This window comes from Virgibacillus ndiopensis (assembly GCF_900187325.1).
GTDB classification, from domain to species: Bacteria; Bacillota; Bacilli; order Bacillales; family Amphibacillaceae; genus Virgibacillus_E; species Virgibacillus_E ndiopensis.
Map to the genome: position 1 here is coordinate 377,408 of NZ_FZMZ01000006.1, position 20,885 is coordinate 398,292.

Annotated in this window: 21 protein-coding genes; 11 read left to right on the forward strand and 10 right to left on the reverse strand. The window is 37.1% G+C overall.

Translation table 11 applies throughout. From position 1 onward, the window contains the following. Positions 1 to 215 precede the first annotated feature (215 nt). The 5 genes from wrbA (at position 216) to CS937_RS14570 (ending at position 4,388) form a co-directional block, all read left to right on the forward strand. On the forward strand, positions 216 to 821 hold the full coding sequence (gene wrbA, locus CS937_RS14550; protein WP_099159199.1) for an NAD(P)H:quinone oxidoreductase: 606 nt from the start codon (positions 216 to 218) through the stop codon (positions 819 to 821). Between the two features lie 181 nt (positions 822 to 1,002). Continuing rightward, positions 1,003 to 1,251, forward strand: a complete 249-nt coding sequence (locus CS937_RS14555; protein ID WP_099159200.1) for a hypothetical protein — start codon at positions 1,003 to 1,005, stop codon at positions 1,249 to 1,251. 240 nt (positions 1,252 to 1,491) lie between these two features. Continuing rightward, on the forward strand, positions 1,492 to 2,136 hold the full coding sequence (locus CS937_RS14560) for a LytTR family DNA-binding domain-containing protein (protein WP_099159201.1): 645 nt from the start codon (positions 1,492 to 1,494) through the stop codon (positions 2,134 to 2,136). A gap of 130 nt (positions 2,137 to 2,266) precedes the next feature. Then, entirely contained in the window at positions 2,267 to 3,781 is a 1,515-nt protein-coding gene (gene scpC / locus CS937_RS14565; RefSeq protein WP_099159202.1) for a succinyl-CoA:acetate CoA-transferase ScpC, read from the forward strand. 136 nt (positions 3,782 to 3,917) lie between these two features. Next, positions 3,918 to 4,388, forward strand: a complete 471-nt coding sequence (locus tag CS937_RS14570) for a hypothetical protein (protein WP_099159203.1) — start codon at positions 3,918 to 3,920, stop codon at positions 4,386 to 4,388. A gap of 88 nt (positions 4,389 to 4,476) precedes the next feature. On the opposite strand, the gene CS937_RS19530 is transcribed toward CS937_RS14570, so the two are convergent. Together CS937_RS19530 and CS937_RS14575 are read right to left on the reverse strand one after the other, a co-directional pair. Next, positions 4,477 to 4,644, reverse strand: coding sequence for a hypothetical protein (locus tag CS937_RS19530; RefSeq protein ID WP_176555846.1), 168 nt, complete (start codon positions 4,642 to 4,644; stop codon positions 4,477 to 4,479). 108 nt (positions 4,645 to 4,752) lie between these two features. Further along, a complete protein-coding gene (locus tag CS937_RS14575) occupies positions 4,753 to 5,196 on the reverse strand; it encodes a YndM family protein (protein ID WP_099159204.1) in 444 nt (147 codons plus the stop codon). A gap of 229 nt (positions 5,197 to 5,425) precedes the next feature. Between CS937_RS14575 and CS937_RS20020 the strand changes: the two genes are divergently transcribed. Beyond that, complete coding sequence (locus CS937_RS20020; protein WP_425445482.1) at positions 5,426 to 5,533, forward strand: hypothetical protein; 108 nt, start codon at positions 5,426 to 5,428, stop codon at positions 5,531 to 5,533. 95 nt (positions 5,534 to 5,628) lie between these two features. Here CS937_RS20020 and CS937_RS14585 read toward each other — a convergent pair whose 3' ends face one another. From CS937_RS14585 to CS937_RS14610, 6 genes are all read right to left on the reverse strand, one after another. Beyond that, the gene (locus tag CS937_RS14585) at positions 5,629 to 6,624 is read right to left on the reverse strand and encodes an LLM class flavin-dependent oxidoreductase (RefSeq protein WP_099160077.1); all 996 of its coding nucleotides are present in this window, start codon (positions 6,622 to 6,624) and stop codon (positions 5,629 to 5,631) included. Between the two features lie 134 nt (positions 6,625 to 6,758). Continuing rightward, positions 6,759 to 6,968, reverse strand: coding sequence for an SHOCT domain-containing protein (locus CS937_RS14590; RefSeq protein WP_099159205.1), 210 nt, complete (start codon positions 6,966 to 6,968; stop codon positions 6,759 to 6,761). A gap of 28 nt (positions 6,969 to 6,996) precedes the next feature. Beyond that, entirely contained in the window at positions 6,997 to 7,380 is a 384-nt protein-coding gene (locus CS937_RS14595) for a DUF6220 domain-containing protein (protein WP_099159206.1), read from the reverse strand. Positions 7,381 to 7,421: 41 nt separating this feature from the next. Further along, positions 7,422 to 7,904 (reverse strand): hypothetical protein, encoded by a 483-nt coding sequence (locus tag CS937_RS14600; protein ID WP_099159207.1) that lies wholly within the window; start codon positions 7,902 to 7,904, stop codon positions 7,422 to 7,424. A gap of 141 nt (positions 7,905 to 8,045) precedes the next feature. Then, positions 8,046 to 8,735 (reverse strand): response regulator transcription factor, encoded by a 690-nt coding sequence (locus CS937_RS14605; protein WP_099159208.1) that lies wholly within the window; start codon positions 8,733 to 8,735, stop codon positions 8,046 to 8,048. Continuing rightward, the gene (locus tag CS937_RS14610; protein ID WP_099159209.1) at positions 8,728 to 10,167 is read right to left on the reverse strand and encodes a sensor histidine kinase; all 1,440 of its coding nucleotides are present in this window, start codon (positions 10,165 to 10,167) and stop codon (positions 8,728 to 8,730) included. Before CS937_RS14610 ends, CS937_RS14605 begins: the two co-directional genes overlap by 8 nt. A gap of 160 nt (positions 10,168 to 10,327) precedes the next feature. Between CS937_RS14610 and rlmN the strand changes: the two genes are divergently transcribed. From rlmN to CS937_RS14635, 5 genes are all read left to right on the forward strand, one after another. Next, on the forward strand, positions 10,328 to 11,401 hold the full coding sequence (rlmN, locus tag CS937_RS14615; protein WP_099159210.1) for a dual-specificity RNA methyltransferase RlmN: 1,074 nt from the start codon (positions 10,328 to 10,330) through the stop codon (positions 11,399 to 11,401). Between the two features lie 466 nt (positions 11,402 to 11,867). Continuing rightward, the gene (locus CS937_RS14620; RefSeq protein WP_176555847.1) at positions 11,868 to 12,878 is read left to right on the forward strand and encodes a DUF3231 family protein; all 1,011 of its coding nucleotides are present in this window, start codon (positions 11,868 to 11,870) and stop codon (positions 12,876 to 12,878) included. Positions 12,879 to 13,160: 282 nt separating this feature from the next. After that, complete coding sequence (locus CS937_RS14625) at positions 13,161 to 15,203, forward strand: catalase (protein ID WP_099159212.1); 2,043 nt, start codon at positions 13,161 to 13,163, stop codon at positions 15,201 to 15,203. Positions 15,204 to 15,818: 615 nt separating this feature from the next. Beyond that, the gene (locus tag CS937_RS14630) at positions 15,819 to 16,991 is read left to right on the forward strand and encodes a ParM/StbA family protein (protein ID WP_099159213.1); all 1,173 of its coding nucleotides are present in this window, start codon (positions 15,819 to 15,821) and stop codon (positions 16,989 to 16,991) included. A 9-nt stretch (positions 16,992 to 17,000) separates the two neighbouring features. After that, the gene (locus CS937_RS14635) at positions 17,001 to 17,582 is read left to right on the forward strand and encodes a hypothetical protein (protein ID WP_099159214.1); all 582 of its coding nucleotides are present in this window, start codon (positions 17,001 to 17,003) and stop codon (positions 17,580 to 17,582) included. Between the two features lie 114 nt (positions 17,583 to 17,696). Here CS937_RS14635 and fdhD read toward each other — a convergent pair whose 3' ends face one another. Both fdhD and CS937_RS14645 read right to left on the reverse strand, forming a co-directional pair. Then, complete coding sequence (fdhD, locus tag CS937_RS14640; RefSeq protein WP_099159215.1) at positions 17,697 to 18,491, reverse strand: formate dehydrogenase accessory sulfurtransferase FdhD; 795 nt, start codon at positions 18,489 to 18,491, stop codon at positions 17,697 to 17,699. 12 nt (positions 18,492 to 18,503) lie between these two features. Beyond that, positions 18,504 to 20,855 carry an FdhF/YdeP family oxidoreductase gene (locus tag CS937_RS14645; protein WP_099159216.1) on the reverse strand — a complete coding sequence of 784 codons (2,352 nt, stop codon included), beginning with the start codon at positions 20,853 to 20,855 and terminating at the stop codon, positions 18,504 to 18,506. Positions 20,856 to 20,885: the final 30 nt, after the last annotated feature.

Genomic DNA, 20,885 nt, shown 5'->3' on the forward strand with positions numbered 1-20,885 from the left:
GTTAAAAAATCATATATAGTACTTATATAAAGTAACCTTCTTCTGAAAGATAGTGTTTGCAGGAGTTTATTTTTATAAAAAGGCTTTTTCGAATTGATTGCTGCTATTCATAGAAAAAGCAACAATCTTTTATAAAAAAGAAGAACTTGCAAAGAATAAAAATGCTAAGTGGCAGGGTTATGCTTATAAAATTGACTTAAAAGGAGACAAACATAATGGCAAATGTAAAATTAGCTGTTATTTATTACAGCTCAACAGGAACAAACTATGAACTGGCAAGGTGGGCAGAAGCAGGTGCTAAAGAAGTTGGTGCTGAAGTGAAAGTATTGAAAGTGCCGGAACTTGCACCGCAAGCAGCAATTGATTCAAATCCAGCTTGGAAGGCTCACGCAGAAGCAACAGCAGATGTACCAGAAGCAACTTCAGCTGATATTGAGTGGGCAGATGCAATTATATTTAGTGTTCCAACACGTTTTGGTAATGTACCATCTCAAATGAAGCAATTTCTTGATATGCAAGGTGGATTGTGGGGATCTGGTAAAACAGTAAACAAAGTAGTAAGCGCAATGTCATCAGCTGGAAACCCTCATGGTGGTCAAGAGGCTACAATTTTATCTCTTTACACTTCTATGATGCACTGGGGTGCAATTATTGCTGCCCCTGGATACACAGATCAAGTTCTATATGGTGCTGGCGGTAACCCATATGGAACAAGCGTAACACAGGGACAAGATGGGAAAATGGTAGAGGATGTTGAAGGTGCGGTAAAACATCAAGCAAAACGTACTGTTGAAATTGCTGGTCGAGTTGTGGGACAGTAATCTAAAAAATAGAGAATCGGTATTAGGACAAACTCTCCTAGTACCGATTTTATTTTTTTTGCAAGTAAGATGTAGCATTCTCCATTTGGATTATCCCAAGGAACTTTTTCAATTTGGGCCAATATAATAGTATGAAAGCAAATTTTTCAAATGTTTAGTTTGCTGGGACTGGGTGAGTAAATTGGATAAATATGTTGGTCATAAACAGTATAATAAAAATAGGAATAATAATTATGGTTATCAAGAGCCAATTGGTGGTAAAACTGGAAATTTCATTCAATTAATTGGAAATATGGCGTCCGCATTTGGAGATTCCCTTCAAGCTTTAGGGCAAGGTATTTCAATGATAGAAGACCAGCAGCAACAGCACAACAAAAAGAGCAACAACAACAAATTCAACAACAAATTCAGCAATTACAAGAACAGGTAAGCAACAACAACAAATGGATATATTAAAGGATTTATTGGAACAGCTAAAAAATCAAGAGAAATAATTATCGATTGTACATTTATATTCAATGATGTAACTATTAAGATAGCTGATTGGGACGTTTTGTCTCATCAGCTATTTTTATAAATGCGTTTATGTTTATATAGGTAATATTTTATCCATCGACTAAAAAGGGTTAAAATATTGAGTAGGATTTATAATGTGAAAGGTGTATGAAGAATGGAAAGACTAACATTAGGTTCGCTTTTGAACGTCATTGGGGAATTGTTTTCAGATGAAATTTCGATTGCGGTGTCCAATAAAAATGAATATATCTATTATCGTCCGAGTAAACGGGTTGATTTAAAAATAAGACCAGGTGATGTGATAAAAGAAGGTACAATAGCGTACAAAGCATTAATAACCGGACAAAAGGTTTCTGAGTTTATCAACCGTGATGTTTATGGAGTTCCTTATCACGGGATGGCAGTACCTTTTCACCATGAGGGAAATCTTGAAGGCAGTGTTCTGGCAATTTATCCTGCTCTTACAGAAGGAAAATCAGTAGTGACAGTGAAAACTCAGGATGGATGGAAGCCTATCCCGTTTGACGATGTGAAATATTTAGAGGTAAACGACCGGAAAACTCATGTAGTTGCTGCTGGGGTTTTGGGTACAAATAAAAATTCTTTGCAGGATTTTGAGTACATGCTGCCACGGGAATCATTTGTGCGGTGCCATCGGTCATTCATCGTAAATGTAAATCATATTGATGAGGTCTATCCAGATACTCATTCCACTTTTGTATTATCTATGAATAACGGTGAAAGGATCCCTGTCAGCCAATCATACTCAAGTTATTTCCGGAAATTACTGGGTTTTTAAAAATCTGCTGTTTTGCACGTCGATTTTAATACTTTAAACAATTATTCTCTATTACCGTCAATAATCTCCTAGGAGCAAGGTTTATTAGTTAAAATAATTCTAAATACTTTAATGGGAGAGGGGATTTAACATGGGGGAGAATAGAAAGCGCATTCAAGACCCTCGCTTGCAGGATCGTGTAGTTTCTGCAGAAGAAGCTGCATCTTGGATTGGGGACGGTATGACATTGGGTTTGAGTGGTTTTACCCGTGCAGGCGATGTGAAAGCGATACCAACTGCGTTGATTAAACGTGCTGAAAATGAAATGTTTAAGGTGAATGTTTTTACAGGTGCATCACTTGGGTCTGATATTGATAAAATGTTTGCTGAAGCTGGTATTATAAATAAGCGATTGCCATTCCAAGCGGATGCAACCATGAGGAAAAAGATTAACCAAGGTGAGCACTTATTCGTGGATCATCACCTATCACATACAGCAGAGCTAGTGAGAGCGAATGTTTTGGATACAATTGATTATGCTATTTTGGAAGCGGTTTCTATTTCAGGGGATGGAATGATTATTCCAACTACATCAATAGGAAATTCATCTATATTTGCTGAGTATGCAAAAAATATTGTAATTGAGATTAATATGGCGCAACCGCAATTACTAGAAGGGTTACATGATATATATAGTCTTGAACAACAGGGAGACCGCTCGCCAATTCCATTAACAAAAGCGGATGATCGTATTGGTACAGTTGGAATTCAAGTTGACCCAGAACGAATAAAAGGAATTGTTTTTACAAATCAGCTGGATTCGCCATCGACAATTGTAGAGCCAGATCATGAAACAGAAATTATGGCTCAGCACTTGATAACATTTTTACGTAAAGAAGTTGATGCAGGTAGATTAACAGAAAAGCTAGCACCACTACAATCAGGAATCGGTTCCGTTGCCAATGCGGTACTACACGGCATGATTAACTCTGAGTTTAACGAGTTAGAAGTTTATTCCGAAGTATTGCAGGATGCAGTGTTTGATTTAATTGATGCAGGAAAAGTGAACTTTGCTTCATGCTGTTCAATTACGTTGTCCGAAGAGAAAATGGAACAAGTTTTTGGTAGTTTCGAAAAATATCGAGACAAACTAATCATGCGTCCACAAGAAATTTCTAATCATCCAGAAATCATCCGCCGCCTTGGATTGATTTCGATTAATACAGCGTTGGAATTTGATATATACGGAAACGTTAATTCTACGCATGTATCAGGAACGAAGATGATGAATGGAATTGGTGGGTCCGGTGATTTCGCACGGAACGCTCGATTAGCTATTTTTGTAACAAAATCAATAGCCAAAGGTGGCGACATTTCGAGTGTTGTCCCATTTTCTCCGCACGTTGACCATACAGAACATGATGTAGATGTGGTGGTTACGGAGCAAGGGTATGCTGATTTACGTGGACTAGCTCCAAGAGAACGTGTACCGTTAATCATCGAAAACTGTGCACATCCAATGTATCGTGAACAGTTATGGGATTATTATAATGAAGCACTTGAAAGAGGCGGACAAACTCCACACGTGCTGGAAAAGGCATTGTCATGGCATACCAATTTTGCAAAGAATGGTACAATGCGAGAACTCGTTATGAAGAGTTTTTAGTAGTGGGCATGGCTCTGGCTCTTATTATTTTGTTTATTTGAAATTTTTGTTATAATTTAATCAGAATAAATAACCATTATTATTTAGCTGTAATGCTGAAGTAATGGTTATTTTGTGCTTTGGCGGAGGTGTTTCAGTGGGGTATAAGTTTACTGATGAGAACAAGTGGGCACGTAAAGGTATTAATGGATTTCTTACAGCTATTATAGGTTTTATGTTAATTATAGTTCAAATTTATTTAGTTGATTCAATAGATAGTTTGCTCTTTTATAGTAGTTTCATTTCCGTCCTTATCGGATTATTACAGGGAATTTATTATATGAATCGTACTCAGCATGATTATATTTTTTTGGAGGAGAATTGTTTGTCTATATACCGAGGACCACTGTTTCCTAGGAAAAAAATTGAGTATAACGATATTAATTATTGTGTGGAAATGAGCGGGCTTATAATATGTTACCTCAAGGACGATAAAGAAGCCCAATTTAATACCGAATGGCTATCAGTTATAGACGTCGTTCAAATAAAGAAACAGCTTAAACTGAGGGTAAAGGTGGAAAATGTATTTCGGACTGAGGCTGAAAATTATAGACTCTTTGGTCATTAAAGAGTTATGTCATATACTTGAGAGGATAAAAACTTAACATTTTTTCACTCTCTTGCGTTGTATAAGTCTTATTATATATTCGACTAATTTATGAGCCCCACTTTTTTAAAATGAAAAGTGGCCAGGACAAAAGTGTTTTAACCAAAGAAAAACCGAATAATATAATGGTTCGTGCTATAATCCGTTCCGGGGATATACTTCGCTTTCCGCGGGCGGCTGTTGAGCCTTCTCGTGCTTGCTTTTTTAGGTGTCTCACCGATGCTTTTCCTCCCGCAGGAGTCTACGTATATTTCCTCCACTAAAACAGCACTTTGTTCGTCTTTATACTTAAGAAGTTTAGTTATGTCCCAGCTTCCATGTTCTGTTACTTGTCCATATCTTTTTCTTTCGTAATTTCAGGATCCATTTCTTCAGCAAATTCGGTTTGTAATTGATTCATTGTACGTAAATCTTCCCGCGATTCAACAGGAATGTGGTTGACGATATAGCTATGAATGAATGGTTCACAGCAGGCTATAAAGAAGGCTGCCAATATGGAAATGGTAACAATTGGTATGTTTCCTTCTAAAAAGACGTTTCCGAACAACCATAATGATAAAAATGCTAACACGAAATCCGAAATGGTAGCTGTCATATTACCGTATTTTCGCAGTAAGAATAAATCACCAATAGCATAAGAAATTCCCGTAACAAGAACACTTATCCACAATAAGCTGGCCCAAGAAACATTATAAAATAACCCAAATAAAGCAAAAACGGTAAAAGCAATTGCAACAAATTTTATTAACAATGATTTTATATGGTCCATTTAATAACAAGTCCTTTCTTTCTTTTTTATAGTATTGGACAAGTTGATAGAAAATATCATGACTTTGTATTGTCGTGGTTGACAATGCAGTTCCCTTCTTAAAATGAATGAAAGTCAGTCATTTTACATGGAGGTTTTATATGGATAACAAAAAAGAGCTTATTATTCAATCTGCAATTAATGTTTTGTTTTCCCAGAAAAAGGAATTGAAAAAACGAAGATATCAGACATTGTCAAAGGAGCGGGCATTGCTCAAGATACTTTTTATTTATATTTTTCTTCAAAGTTTGCTGCTGCTATTATTGTTGGGGTAGTTGAGCTGAAGGCTTTATCATAAGATCTAACTATTTGGCTCGTATTTTTAAAATTCCGCTCGTATTGTAATATTTTTATAAATAAAAGTGGGACAAAGGGTCTGACCCCATGTCCCACCTAGTCCATCAATTGTGCGATTATTTCATAAGATCGTAATCGGTCATTGTGGTTATAAATTTGTGAGTTAATGATAAATTCATCTGCCTGTGTTTCTTTTAAAAATTGCTCGAGTCCGCGTTTAACCGTTTCTGGTCCACCAACAATTGTTGAGCGTGAGTTGAGGGATTGTTCAACCGCTGCTTTTTCCATCTCAGACCACACATCGTTAATATTTTTAATTGGTGGTTTTAATTTAGTTGGTTCACCTCTTCGTATACTTAAAAATTGCTGTTGCTGTGAGGTGGCAATATATCGTGCTTCTTCATCTGTATCAGCCGCTATTATGTTGACTCCGAGCATCGCATACGGTTTTTCCAGAGCAGCAGACGGTGTAAAATTACCACGGTAAGAATTTAATGCTGGAATTGTATAGTCTGGTGAAAAATGACTAGCAAATGAAAAAGGTAGTCCTTTCTCTGCTGCAAGGCGGGCACTAAAGCCGCTTGAACCAAGTAGCCATATTGGAATGTTAAGACCTTCACCAGGTACTGCATGAACACGGGCAGTTCCTTCAAAATAACTTTGTAACTCATCAACCTGCAAAGGGAAATCTTCTACGCGCATATTAAGTGTACGGCGCAATGCGTATGCTGTAGCCTGGTCACTTCCTGGAGCACGACCAAGTCCAAGGTCAATACGTCCTGGATATAATGTTTCCAGTGTGCCGAATTGTTCAGCAATTACAAGGGTAGCGTGATTAGGTAACATGACACCACCTGAACCAACTCGCATATGTTTTGTTGCACCAGCAATATGTCCAATAATTACGGAAGTGGCGGAGCTTGCAATACCGGGCATATTATGGTGTTCTGCTAGCCAATAGCGATGAAATCCGAGATTTTCAACATGTTGTGCTAATGAGACGCTATTTTTAAAAGATTGTTCTGGAGTCCCCCCTTCCGTTACTGGAGCAAGGTCGAGAACAGATAATGGTATATTGTTAAACATTTTCATTGAAGTCAATTTTATCACTCCTTCTTAATAGGAAATGATACGACTTTTGGGGGAGAGCGTCTAATGATTAGCTTACAAAAATCAAATAATCATGAAAAAGGGCTGAAACCAACAAGTTTTCAGCCCTTAACAAATTAATTTTTTAACGTCTCTTTTATTTCCTTATATTCTTCCATGGTAACTTCCCCTTTAGCAAGACGATTGTCCAAGGTAGATTGTGCATTTTGTGTGTTGTAATAGCACCTTCCACTTCTACGCTTCCACATAACAATGTTTGTAATTAATAAACTAACAAGTAATAAAAAGAAAAAGAAACCAAATGGATGAAAATGTTCCCAATACATATATTGATCAACTCCTATAAAATAATGTTTAATTTTTGACTAAGCCTATTGCAGTACTTGCAGTTACAAGCGATCTCCAGAATAGTACTAACGCGATCACAGGATGAAGTGCAGTTAAATAAGAAATACTCCCCAACAATTGGATCGTTATATACTGTAAGATAATCATGAGGTAAAGTCCCGCACACTGCCATCGCAAGCTTTTTGGAATACCGCCAAAAAAAGATATAATTAGCATGACGATTGGTGTAAATTCAACGTAATGAACAAACGTTGTGTGATAGTTCCATTGACCATAATCAACAAACAATGCAACGCCTGCCAAAAATACTTGAATGACGATGCTGAGGAAAAATAGTACTGCCAGTATTGCAAAAATTCCATGTATCAAACGACTTTCGCCTTTCTTCATACTCGTTCACCTCCATTGGATAAAATATCTATCTCTAAGAATCATGTGGATGCGGTCTGTCGCTTTCCCCATGGCTTAAAAACAGATAGTACAAACATTAGGACTAGTGAAATGAGCTGAATGATGATACCTGTCCATAATTCTGTCTGCAACATAGGATTATTTGACTTTTGAATCATATCTATAGCATCTGATGTCCAGTAGTACATACCCCACATATTCAACACAAATGGTACGATGGTTAGGGCTTCTTTCGCGATAATCCAATAAAATTTAAACAGTCCCCATTTTGTTAAAACGGAAAGTAAAATACCCGTAACAATTGTTCCAAATGTGGATGCTTTTACAGATGTTTTAGACAGCACATGCATGATTTGATAACTACTTTTCATAAGCTGTGGATCATTTGTTGTTGCTACGGTAATGCTCAAGATTAAAAAAGTAACCATATTTCCAACCATAATTGCAGCAAATAGAATATGAACGGTTATTAGCCATCTTCTCGGTGTGATGGATAGCTTCATTCATTTCACCTCCTGTTCTCTAATCAAATGTACCAAGCAAGTCTAAAAACCATCTGAAGCATTTATAAACTTTTTATAAAGAGAAGCGAAAGTTTCAATAAAAAATCACTCAACCTAATGTGAAGTTGAGTGATTTACATATTACTTGTTAAATCGGTATCCTGACCCCCAAACGGTTTGAATGTATTGTGGGTTGTCCGTATCTTTTTCAATTTTTTTGCGTATCTTTTTAACATGAACCGTAACGGTTGCGTTATCTCCTATTGAATCAAAGCCCCAGATTCGTTCAAATAAGTGTTCCTTTGAAAAGACTTGATTCGGATGTGTAGCAAAAAACGTTAATAAATCAAATTCTTTTGTCGTAAAAGGTATTTCTTTCCCGTTCATAAAGACTTGCCGAGATGATGTATTTAGTTGAAGTCCCCGAACAGTAATTTCTGTTTTAGGTGAATCATTATGAATCAACCGTTCATATCTGGCTAGATGTGCTTTTACTCGTGCAACTAATTCGCTGGGACTAAAAGGTTTGACGATATAATCATCTGCCCCTAGTCCAAGCCCACGTACTTTGTCAATATCCTCGTATTTGGCAGTGACCATCAGAATTGGGATGTTTGTTCGTTCTCGTATTTGTTTACACAGGTCAAAGCCATTAATATTAGGGAGCATCAAATCTAGCAAAATTAAATCATAATGATGATGCACGACAGCCTCTAGACCGCTTTTTCCTTCTGAAGCCATTTCCACTTCAAATCCTTCAATTTCAAGGTAATCTCTCTCTAGTTCGGCAATACTTTGATCATCTTCAATGATTAATATGTTCTTACTCATGATTATCACCTTCATACTTTTTAAGAGTAAAATGTATACTTAATCCCTTATTTGGTTTACTTTCTGCCCAAATCGTACCACCATGGGCTTCGACGATTTGGGCTGCGATGGCTAGACCTAGTCCACTACCACCTGATTTGCGTGATGGATCTGTTTGATAAAAGCGAGTGAAAATAGTTGAAAGGTTTTCCTCGGATACTCCTGGTCCATTATCGGTTAAGACCATTTCGATAAAGTTTCCCTTATCTACAAGCGAAACGTTGATTATGCAAGTGTCTTTATCCGTGTATTTAACGCTATTATAAATAATGTTTTCCATAACGCGGATGATTTTATCCCTATCTAGCAGTACATTTGCTTGCGTGTCTCCGGTATCAATCGCTAATTGGATACCCTTTTCATTTAGTTCATCTTCAATTTCCTCAAGATAATCTCTCACAAAGGCTTTAATGTTTACCTTATCGAAGTGAAAGGGTAGTTTTTTTACATCTAATTTCGAATACAGTGCTAGTTCCTCAATTAATCTATTCATGTAAGTTGCTTTTCCATGGATGGTATCAAGGTAACGTTCTTGTTTCGTTAAAGTATTCGCTACTCCATCTTGAATTCCTTCAACATAGCCAAGAATGGAAGTGATTGGTGTTTTAAGATCGTGTGAAATATTTGCAATCAATTCTTTTCGGTTATTCTCATACCTATCTCGTAACTCCAATGATTCTTTTAGTTGTGAGCGCATATCGTCAAAGGATTGAACAAGCTTACCAAGTTCGTCCTTTCGTTTAGGTTTTATGGAGAAATCAAGATAACCCGTTTTAATTTTCTGTGCAGCTGCTGCTAATTGATTAACAGGACGTAAAATACTTCGTGACATGAAATAGGAGAGAAGTACATTCGTCAATATTAATAGTAGCAGTAGACTTATAAACAGAATTGGAAAAAACGTTCTAGCAAATGTTACAAATGATGCTGAATTATTTAAGACAAAGATAGAGCCTTTCGTACCATCGTTAAAGTAAAAATCATGCTGTCTAACCGAATAATGTTCTTCTCTTAGCCGTATTCCTGCTGGGTCATACCCTTCATTGCCAAAATTGGGTAGTTCTTTACTTGAAATGTCTTGAACATGTTCTGTTGTTTGAATCAGCTCATTGCCTTTTCGAATGACTATCTTCAAATTACCGTCGCTTGATTTTTCTACTAAACTTTTTAGGTATTGCGTATCGAGTAACTTTTCCTGTTCCAATGAAGCGGTCTTTGTTAAATCATTCATTAGCTCTGTATTCTGAGGTTCAGGGCCATGCCAACGATTGCCATTAACCTCATGGCCACCATTAATAACGACATTTATTAAGAAAAGGATTATGATAATAACACCAATTGGCATTAGTATCATTGCAGCATTGGAAAGAAAAAGGCGTTTGCGAATTGACATATTAATCTCCTTTTTAAATAGTTGTATATGTATCACATCATAACCGTAAAAACAAAACAGTACATAAATAAATTATAAAGTTTTTATAAACTAATTTGCCACACAACAAATTTTTCAGTAGAATGGATAAGAAATGCACGTATTGAAATGAGGGTACACAATGAGTAAAACTTCCATTTATGGATTAACATTTGACCAACTGACAGACTGGTTGGTAGATCATGGACAAAGGAAATTCCGCGCACAACAGGTGTGGAATTGGTTATATAAAAAGCGTGTTATGAAATTCGATCAAATGAATAATGTTAATAAAGATTGTATTGCATTATTAGAGGAGAATTTTGTACTTCATACGTTAGAAGAAGAAATCAGACAGGAATCTTCTGATGGGACCAAGAAATTTTTATTTAGATTGAAGGATGGCAATTTAATTGAAACAGTTTTGATGCGATTCAATTATGGGTTATCCGTTTGTGTTACGACACAAGTTGGCTGTAATATCGGGTGTACATTCTGCGCTAGCGGTCTTTTGAAAAAAAGTCGTGACTTATCTAGTGGCGAGATTGTTGAGCAAATTATGAACGTGCAAAAGCATCTTGATGAAGAAGGTAATGAAGAGCGCGTAAGTCATATTGTTGTGATGGGGATTGGTGAACCATTTGATAACTTTAATAACTTAATTGATTTCTTACGTGTCGTAAATGATGATAAAGGTCTTTGCATTGGAGCAAGACATATTACCGTTTCAACAAGTGGTTTGGCACATAAAATATACGAATTTGCAGATACTGGATTGCAAGTGAACTTAGCTATCTCGTTACATGCGCCAAATAATGAATTACGAACAAAAATCATGAAAATCAACAAAGCTTTTCCAATTGAAAAGCTTATGAAATCAGTCGATTATTATTTAGCAAAAGTTAATCGGCGAATAACGTACGAGTATATCATGCTTCGTGATGTGAATGATCATAAGGAAGAAGCAGAGCAACTTGCCAAATTGCTTCGTAAAAATCGCCATTTGGCATATGTGAATCTAATTCCTTACAATTCTGTTGATGAGCATAACCAGTACCAACGTAGTAAACCAGAAGTGATTCAGGCATTCTTTGAAACTTTGAAGGGCCAAGGTATTAACTGTGGTGTTCGTTGGGAAAACGGTGCCGACATTGATGCAGCGTGTGGACAGTTAAGAAGTAAGCAGATTAAAAAAAAGAAAGAGATTGTAGGGTAAAAACAGGCTAACTAGGTGGAACGTGTCTATTTTATATAGATGCGTTTTTTTATGGGCTCTTTTTGCATAGTTTGTTGCTATTTATAGAAAATACGACATAACTCGAAATCTTGTTTGCACGCTGCGACCACTACGGGAAAATACTACGCTTAGTAAAGCATATATTTTTTTAAAAGCAGCCCGTATTCATGTAGATTTCTGGGGGATGAGAGGCATCAGTGAGACTCCTGAGTGCGTTAGCATGAGGAGGATTTCCAGCCGCCAAGAATGCGCGAAGTAGTTACGGATGCGGGTCAAAATGCAATAAAATATGCGAATAAACACAGCATTTACATCGCAGATTTTATCAACTATTAAATAAGATTCAGCATGTGAAGAAGCAATAATCATCTAGAAAACTGCCATTTTATAACATAATTTATTACAGGATAAGCAAACTAAAAAATACATAATGGAGGGTGAATTAATGGAACAAAATAAAAGACTTACATCTGCTGAACTATCACAGCTTTGGACTTCCTATATGAATGATAGTATGGCAATTTGTGTAATTAGTTATTTTTTAACCTATGTAGAAGACGAAGAAGTTCATTCTGTTTTACATGATGCATTAGCGCTATCGGAAAAACATCTGGAAGAGATTACAGATATTTTTAATACTGTTAATCAGCCAATTCCTCAAGGGTTTACGGACAGCGATGTTGATTTAAAAGCTCCACGTTTGTTTTCCGATACGTTTTCGCTTATCTATTTACAGAATATGGCTCGGTTAGGATTAATGGCTTATAGTTTAGCTTTCCCCCTAATGACACGAAAGGATGTTATTAATTATTATGATAAATGTTTGGCCTCTTCTGCAAAATTGATAACAAAACTTACTGATATTATGTTAAGGCGAGGTATATATTCTAGGTCACCATATATACCAACCACAGAACAGGTTGAATTTATTGAGAACCAGGGTTATATGCATGGTTATTTTGCCAAGCGTCGACCTGTAAACTCGGTTGAAATTACTGCAATATTTGTATGTTTAATGTCTAATATATTTGGTAAGGTTCTGTTAACTGGGTATGCACAGGTTGCCAAATCAAAGAAAGTGAGAGAATACATGTCACGAGGTGTGAAAATAGCTACAAAGCAAACGGAAGTCTTAGAAAGTATCTTAAAAGAGGGTAGTCTTTCATCACCATCTACTTGGGATTCAGAGGTTACGACATCGACTGTTGCTCCGTTTTCGGATAAATTGATGATGTATCATACACGGGCATTAAGCGTTGCAAGTATTGCTAACTATGGGGCTGCAACATCGACAGCAATGAGGCATGACTTAATACCGCACTTTTTCCGGCTTACAACTGAAATGGGGAAATTCGGTGATGATGGTGCCGAGTTAATGATTGAACATAACTGGTTTGAGGAACCTCCAAGTGCACCAGATCGGAAAAGGATTGTTCGTGAGAGGAAGAAAGAGTAAGCGATATACAACATAACTTTTTTAAATTGAATAAATCGCATGAAATCAATTTTAAAATCTTGATTTCATGCGGTTTTAGTTTGGCGATTAGAATTAGAACTTTTTAATTTTTCACTTATGACTATGCCTCATTAGTTATTTTATTTACAGTATTTCTCCACTTATTAAGAAATTTACTTAAGTAATTGGTTAAATTATTACACCGTTTATTTCCATGGTCTAAAGGGAAGGCATTGTATATAGATTCATTTAACAATTAACTTTAAGGGGAGGACTTATAGAATGAGTGACGATCGCAAAGTTAATAAGAATAGTAAAAATGAACAGCTGAACATGTACAGAGTGGATGATAAGGATAAGAAAATGACGACTAACCAAGGGTTAAAAGTATCAGAGGATGCGTTTTCTTTAAAAGCTGGTGAACGTGGGCCAACGTTAATGGAGGATTTTCATTTTCGAGAAAAGATGACCCATTTTGATCATGAACGGATTCCTGAGCGTGTTGTGCACGCTAGGGGTTATGCAGCACATGGTGAGTTTGAACTCTATGAATCAATGAAAAAGTACACAAAGGCAAAATTTCTACAGGAGCCAGGTTCAAAGACTCCTGTATTTGTCAGGTTTTCAACGGTGGCAGGGTCACGCGGATCTGGTGAACTTGCGAGGGATGTACGAGGGTTCGCTACGAAGTTCTATACAGAAGAAGGTAATTATGATTTGGTAGGTAACAATATGCCAGTCTTTTTTATACAAGATGCTATAAAATTTCCTGATTTGGTACATGCGGTAAAGCCCGAACCCCATAACGAGATCCCGCAAGCAGCGACAGCGCATGATACATTTTGGGATTTTGTTGCTAATAACCAGGAGTCTGCACATATGATTATGTGGGCTATGTCTGATCGGGCAATACCGCGGAGCTTTCGCATGATGGAAGGATTCGGTGTTCATACATTTCGCTTTGTGAATGAAGAAGGACAAGCCTACTTTGTTAAATTTCATTGGAAGCCGACACTGGGAGCACATTCTGTTGTATGGGATGAGGCACAAAAGATTAATGGTAAAAACCCTGATTTTCATCGTGCTGATTTGTACGAGTCAATTGATAATGGTGATTTTCCTGAGTATGAATTAGGTGTGCAGATTATTGACGAAGCGGATGAATTTAAGTTTGACTTTGATATTTTAGATCCGACAAAAATTTGGCCAGAGGAAGAGGTACCGGTAAAAATAATTGGTAAAATGACGTTGAATCGTAATGTGGACAATGTCTTTGCAGAAACGGAACAAGTAGCATTCCATCCTGGGAGTGTTGTGCCAGGAATTGACTTTTCCAATGACCCACTGCTACAAGGAAGGTTATTTTCTTATACAGATACCCAATTATTTCGACTTGGTGGACCTAATTTTCATGAATTACCAATCAATCGTCCAGTATGCCCATTCCACAATAATCAACGTGATGGGTATGGAAGGCAAACGATTAATAAGGGCCAGGTAAGCTATCATAACAATTCCCTAGCTGCGAATACTCCGGAGACTGCAAAGGAAGATGAGGGCGGATATGTGCATTATCAAGAAAAAATGGAGGGTAGAAAGGTTAGGGCTCGTAGTAATAGCTTTAAAGACCACTTTTCTCAGGCAGTTATGTTTTGGAATAGTATGAGTGATGTTGAAAAAGAACATATCAAAGACGCATTTAGTTTTGAACTTGGTATGGTACAAAGTAAGTCCATACAACAGCAGATTGTGGATATGTTTGCCAACGTTGATTTAGAATTGGCTAAAACTATTGCTGGCAATATCGGTGTTACAGAACCGCAAAGCGGTGGATCTAGTATAACGAAATCATCTCCAGCGTTAAGCCAGGAAAATATGACCAAAAAGCCTAATACACGTAAAGTGGCAGTACTGATTGGAGATGGATTTGAAGAGAAAGAGGTCAAATCTGTTTTGGATGTATTGAAATCAGGTGGTGTGCAACCTGAAATCATTAGTGAAAAATTAGGTAGACTAGAAGGGACTGATGGTTTGCAGTTAGAAGTTGACCATACCTTTTTAACAGGTGAATCCGTCTTGTTCGATGCTGTTTATGCAGTCGGAGGAGCTAATATTAATGATAAATTCTGTGAGGATGCACAGTACTTTATCAATGAAGCGTTTGCTCATTTTAAGCCAATTGGTGCTTCACAGAGCGGAGATAAGTGGGTGAAGAATATAATCGATAAACCAGGTGTCATTACAAGTAATAACACGAAGTCATTCGCCTCCACCTTTGTAGAAGCCATTGCGTCACATCGTTATTGGAGTCGTCAAGTAAGCTAACTGTTAGTAACCGTGAGAGACTTTGTTTGTCTCTCTGGTTACTAGTTAACTTCCAATCTTTCGTTAATGCACAAAAAAAGGGAAGGATACTAGATAGGGAACGAGAAAGTTTTAACAAATGTATTCCATTCCTATCTATCCTTATACCTTCTAAAGTAACAGCAATTATGACAGCAGACATAAAAATAATAGTAATAAATATATTATTTGCGTTCCTCTCTGTACGTTACCCCTCCTTAATAGATTATCTATTACTAATATACTAATTCTAATACAACTGTATATATATATTTTAATAATTAATGTTTGATTCGTTCTTTACCCCTATTGCAATTCTCTTTTGACAGAAGTATTTGGACTGAGTTTATAGGGTCTATAGTTTCTTTGATATCTATTGTATACAAAAATGTTTGCATGTATACAATATGAAAACTTAGAGACTGCAATCACGTGCACATGTTTACAAATAAGTATACATGTTGTCATGGCGGCGAATGCTGAAATGTACACAAGTAAACAAATAAGAAAACACGATAAAAGTCGGATTGATAATTTTCTAGTAATCTATTAAAGTGATAATGTAAGTCATTTTCATACTGGAGGGGAATCACTATCATGACAAAAACAAGAATTGCAGCAGTTGACGTAGGAAATGATGCAGTAAAAGCAAACTTTGGAAAGCTGGAAAACGAACTATACATTCCAAACGTTGTCGCACAGGATATGGAAGATCGACCTGTCATCGGAATAGAGGATTTGGACGAGAAGGAGCCGGTGGATAATTTACATATTCGATTGCATTCACCAGCTTTAGAAGAGAACAATGTTGTTTATCGTGTAGGTAATCTTGCAACGAAAACAAATAACTCAACGGAACTGGACCCAGGAAGCAGTAAATCAGAAGAGGATCAAACGTTAGTTATGTTATTTGCATCAATTGCACTTGATGCGGTTAGCAGCGGGGCTTTTAAGGAGAAAAATAATGTAATAGACGCAAATTATACTTTAGGATCGGGGTTACCGCTACGAGAGGTTAAAGAAGGTAAGGATGTCGGTTATCGTTCGCAACTATTAGGGTCAGTACACCAAGTAGAATTTTTAGTAACACCACGATACCAAGGGAAAAAGATTAATATTAAATTTGACGAAGTAAAGATTTATCCAGAAGGTTTTGCAGCATATGTTAACTTGATTATGGATAATGAATTAAAGGTTATTAATAAGGAATTAATTGATAAACAAATTTTAATTCAGGATATTGGTGGGCTTTCAACTGATATCGCAGTTATTCGTAATCGTAATGTTGACGATGATAAGGCACAAGGATTTAACCTCGGTGTAGCGGAATCATTAGAGGAAATTCGTGAAGAAATCAGGTCTCGACATGGGATAGAGTTAGACAGCCGTCGTGATGTTGTTGACATTATTACTCGTAAAAATGACCGACACCACATTATGGTAAAAGGTAGTCGTACCAACGTTCATGATATTACTGATCATATACTATTAGAACTTGCTAAGAAGGAATACCGCTTTTTAAGGAACGTATGGGCTAAAAATTCACAATCAGAGATTTGCTATTTTGTCGGTGGTGGTTCGGCAGTTTTAAAAGATTATTTGAAGGCATTAAACAATAAGCTGGATGGATTCAATATTGAATTTTTTGAAGATGAAAATGAGAGCATTTGGATGATGGCAAATGCATATTACAAGCTGGTTACTGATTTCTTAAACAAATCTACTAAAGATCAAAAGGAAGAGGAAAAAGTAGCAGCGAAAGAAAAATAGGGTGATATGATGGGTGATACGAAAAAAAGTATAGAGCGGGGACAATCCATAACCTTTCGTGTTCCTTCTGATACACCTGATTATTTAATAAAACAATTGCAAAAGCTTAAGGAAACAGAACGAAGAAATTTCTCCAGTCAAATCGCTCAATTTGTTCTAAAAGGGGTTAACGAGACATTTGCAAAAGAACGCGAAACCATCACAATCCCATTGCCGAAACAGCTAACAAAGGAGCAGAAGAGCTGGTTGAAGCATGAACATTCAGAAGCGTTGATTGGAAGTATTTTATACCAGTTATTGAACGATCCAATGCGTGCAACAACGCTGCTCGCAGCATTAAATAGTAATTCGTCCAATATTGATGAGGCACTGTATTTGCAGGAGAATATGGATTTGTCTGCTGCAGCCGAAGCCGAAGATTTGGTAGAGAGACAAATAGAAGATTCAACTAGCGAAGAAACACTAGACGACCTTGGGGATGTATCAATGGATAGTTTACAAGGTATGTTAGACGAGGATTCTAGTGAAGAAGCTAATGATGAAGAAGATGATAATCCATTAGGTGACTTTTTCTCAAGGATGAATCAATAGTAAAATTACATGCTCAGGAGTTTACGCTTTTGGGCACTTTTTTTGTGTGGAGCTGATTAGAGTTGAAACGTTACACCACAAATAACCCCTCCCTATAAACGAGAGGGGTTATTCTTAATTCACTTCAAAAATCCGATATGGATGCGTATATACATTCATTTTATTACCACGCACAAAGCCAATTGTTGTAATTCCCAAGTCATTAGCTAATTTTAGTGCGAGATCTGTTGGTGCAGATTTGGATATAAGTATTCCTACACCAATTTTTGAAATTTTCAATAAAACCTCCGATGAGATCCGACCACTAAAGGCAATTAATTTATCGTGCAAAGGTATTTTATCTTGTAGTATTTGGCCGTAAATTTTATCCAAAGCATTGTGTCTTCCAATATCTGTTCGAATGCTAAAGATTTTATTTGGTGTGCACAGTGCTGTGTTATGTACCCCACCAGTTCTTTGGAATTGTTCAGATTGTATTTGTAATTGTTTCATTAAGTCATAACACTGGTCAACCGTTATGGACAAACGACTTGCAATTGTTTTCGCTGTTTTAACATCACTTTTGAAATAAAACTGGCGACTTTTACCACAGCATGATCCGATAAACCGTTTTGAATGTTCGTGTTGGACCTCAGTAAGAGGTTTGTCAATTTCAACGTATGCGAATCCAAGTTGCTTATCTACGTGTAGAGTGTTGATTTCATCAGTATAACGAATGACCCCTTCGGATGCGAGAATCCCGATTAAAAGTTCTTCAATATCCGTCGGTGTACAAACAACTGTAGCAAATTCCTCGCCATTTAACATGATTGTAAGAGGGAATTCAGTTGCAATTTCTTCTTTTTCTTTTGAAAAGGAGTCACCATCAAATCGAATAATTTCCCACCCATATTGTGTGGTATCGTTCATATATTTCACCTTCTAACTCATCTCTGTTTCTAACTCTTCCACACGTTTCTCTACATATTTTGTATCTTTATGTGCATAATAAGTTTCTGCCTTTTCTACAATTACCGCAGTATTATATTCAGGAATACCTGCATGTTCTTCATAAACCCCTTTTGGAATTAATGCGTTTCCTTCTGGCCAGTGAACTTCAATATTACCTGATTTTAATGATACAAATTTTGCGCGTCCATTAAATGTTCCGTGGTGATTGTATACCACGATTGCATCGCCTTCATTAATTTGATGTTTTTCGCCGTCTTCCATATTCATCAGTACATCATAACGGTCTGCATCATTAAATGGATCCGTATCACTATAAATCATTGAATTGAATTGCTTGCCTCTCCTTGTTGTTACGTAAAAATGACCTTCAGGTTTACGAAGCTCAGGTAGTTCAATAGGAATTAAGTTGCCTTTTCCATCTGGGGTTGGGCAAACACCATCCTCACACAACCAAGCACCGCCCCACTGAAATACATCACCGCTGTTCTTCAGGTGCTGGATGCCATTATAGTTTGGTGCGGCTTTAGCAATTTCATCACGAATTGCATAGGCATCTTTGAAATCAACTAAATGTGTATCATCTGGTTTTACCCGTTTAGCAAGGTCAACGTAGATCTCCCATTCTGGACGTGCTTCTTCGATTCGTGGGCCTTTAATCTCTGGTGAAAAATAAACCATTCGTTCTGTTGACGTAGATGTTCCGCCTCCAGGCTGCTCATACCTTGTCATAGCTGGTAAAACAATCACCGCTTCTTTTGCGTCAACGAACGTAGATGTATTAAAGATGATATCCTGATGGACTCTAATATCCATGTTCTCCAGGCACTCTTTGACAAAATCAGGATTAGGCATCGTTTCTAGAAAATTACCTCCGGACATGTAATAGAGTTTCAGTTTTCGTTCGTGATCTTCAGGTAATAAAGCATTTTCAAGAGATACACCAACAATATCACCTTGCCAATCTGGAATATCAAAACCCCATATATCTCCTACCCGTTTTCTATTTTGTTCATTCATGCTGCCTCCCGGTAAAACAAAAGGATCGGCACCCATTTCACCAGACCCTTGCACACCTGAATGGCCCCGGATTGGCATGACACCACAATTTTCTCGACCGATAAAACCGCGAAGCATAGCAAGATTGGCAACTTGTGAGATATTGTCGGTACCAAAACGATGTTGGGTAAGCCCCATTGACCAAACAAAAACTGCTGAATTAGATTTGGCGAGTAGTTCCGCTAGTTCTATCATACGTTCTTTTGGTATTCCTGATGATTGAACAAGCTGCTCCCATTCATAGGAAATTGCCTTATCTTTTAATTCCTTGTAGCCATTGACATGCTCGTTAATAAAATCAAAGTCAATTGCTGATCCAGGTGTCACATCTTCCATTTCAAACCAATGCTTCATGATACCATGCATGAATGCAATATCCCCGCCAATATTTACTTGATAAACATCGTCAGCAATTTTTGTGCCGAACAATGCAGATTCTGCAATGGAAGGAATCCAGTAATTATCCATTGATGGCTCGTGATAAGGATTGATAATAATTATTTTCGTTCCTTTTCGTTTAGCAGCATACATATATTTTGTTGATACAGGCTGGTTGTTTGCTGCTACCGACCCCCAAAATACAAGAACATCAGTCCCTATCCAATCTTTATAGTTACAGCTCGATGCCCCAATGCCAAGGGAGCGATTTAACGCTGTTTTCGAAGGGGAATGACAAATACGCGAAGCATTGTCGATATTATTTGTACCTAGAAATCGTGCAATTTTTCCAGCTGTATAATAGGATTCATTTGTAATACCGCGCGATGTTAAGTAAAAAGCAAATTGTTTTGGATCAAGTGCTTTCATTTTTGTAGCAATCGTTTCCATTGCTTCGTTCCAGGAGAGGCGTCTAAATCTATTTTCACCGGGTCTTCGAATAAGTGGATAGGGAATACGTCCTAACTTGCGAAGCTCCGTACTACTCATTTTTCGTAGATCCTCAATATCTGCATGAACAACATTTTCTTTCATAGCAGACATTGTATTTAATCTAAGTACGTTTAATCTAGTTGTGCACAGATGTGGCCCTTGTAATGTCTGATCCTGAAGTCCCTGAACACCTAGTGCACAGCCGTCACAGACACCTTTAGTTAAAATTCTAGTTGCATATGGAAGGTTGTCGCGATTTTCCCAAACAACTTTCATCGTATCACGAATATGATGAGGTTTAATTTTTCCTAATCCAAATGGAATTTTGCTTACCCAAAGATCTGGACTAGGTTTCTTCAATAATTTAATTGGACCTGTATGGTTTGTTTTCCCCAATTTTATCCCCCTTTAAATGGATTATTCGAC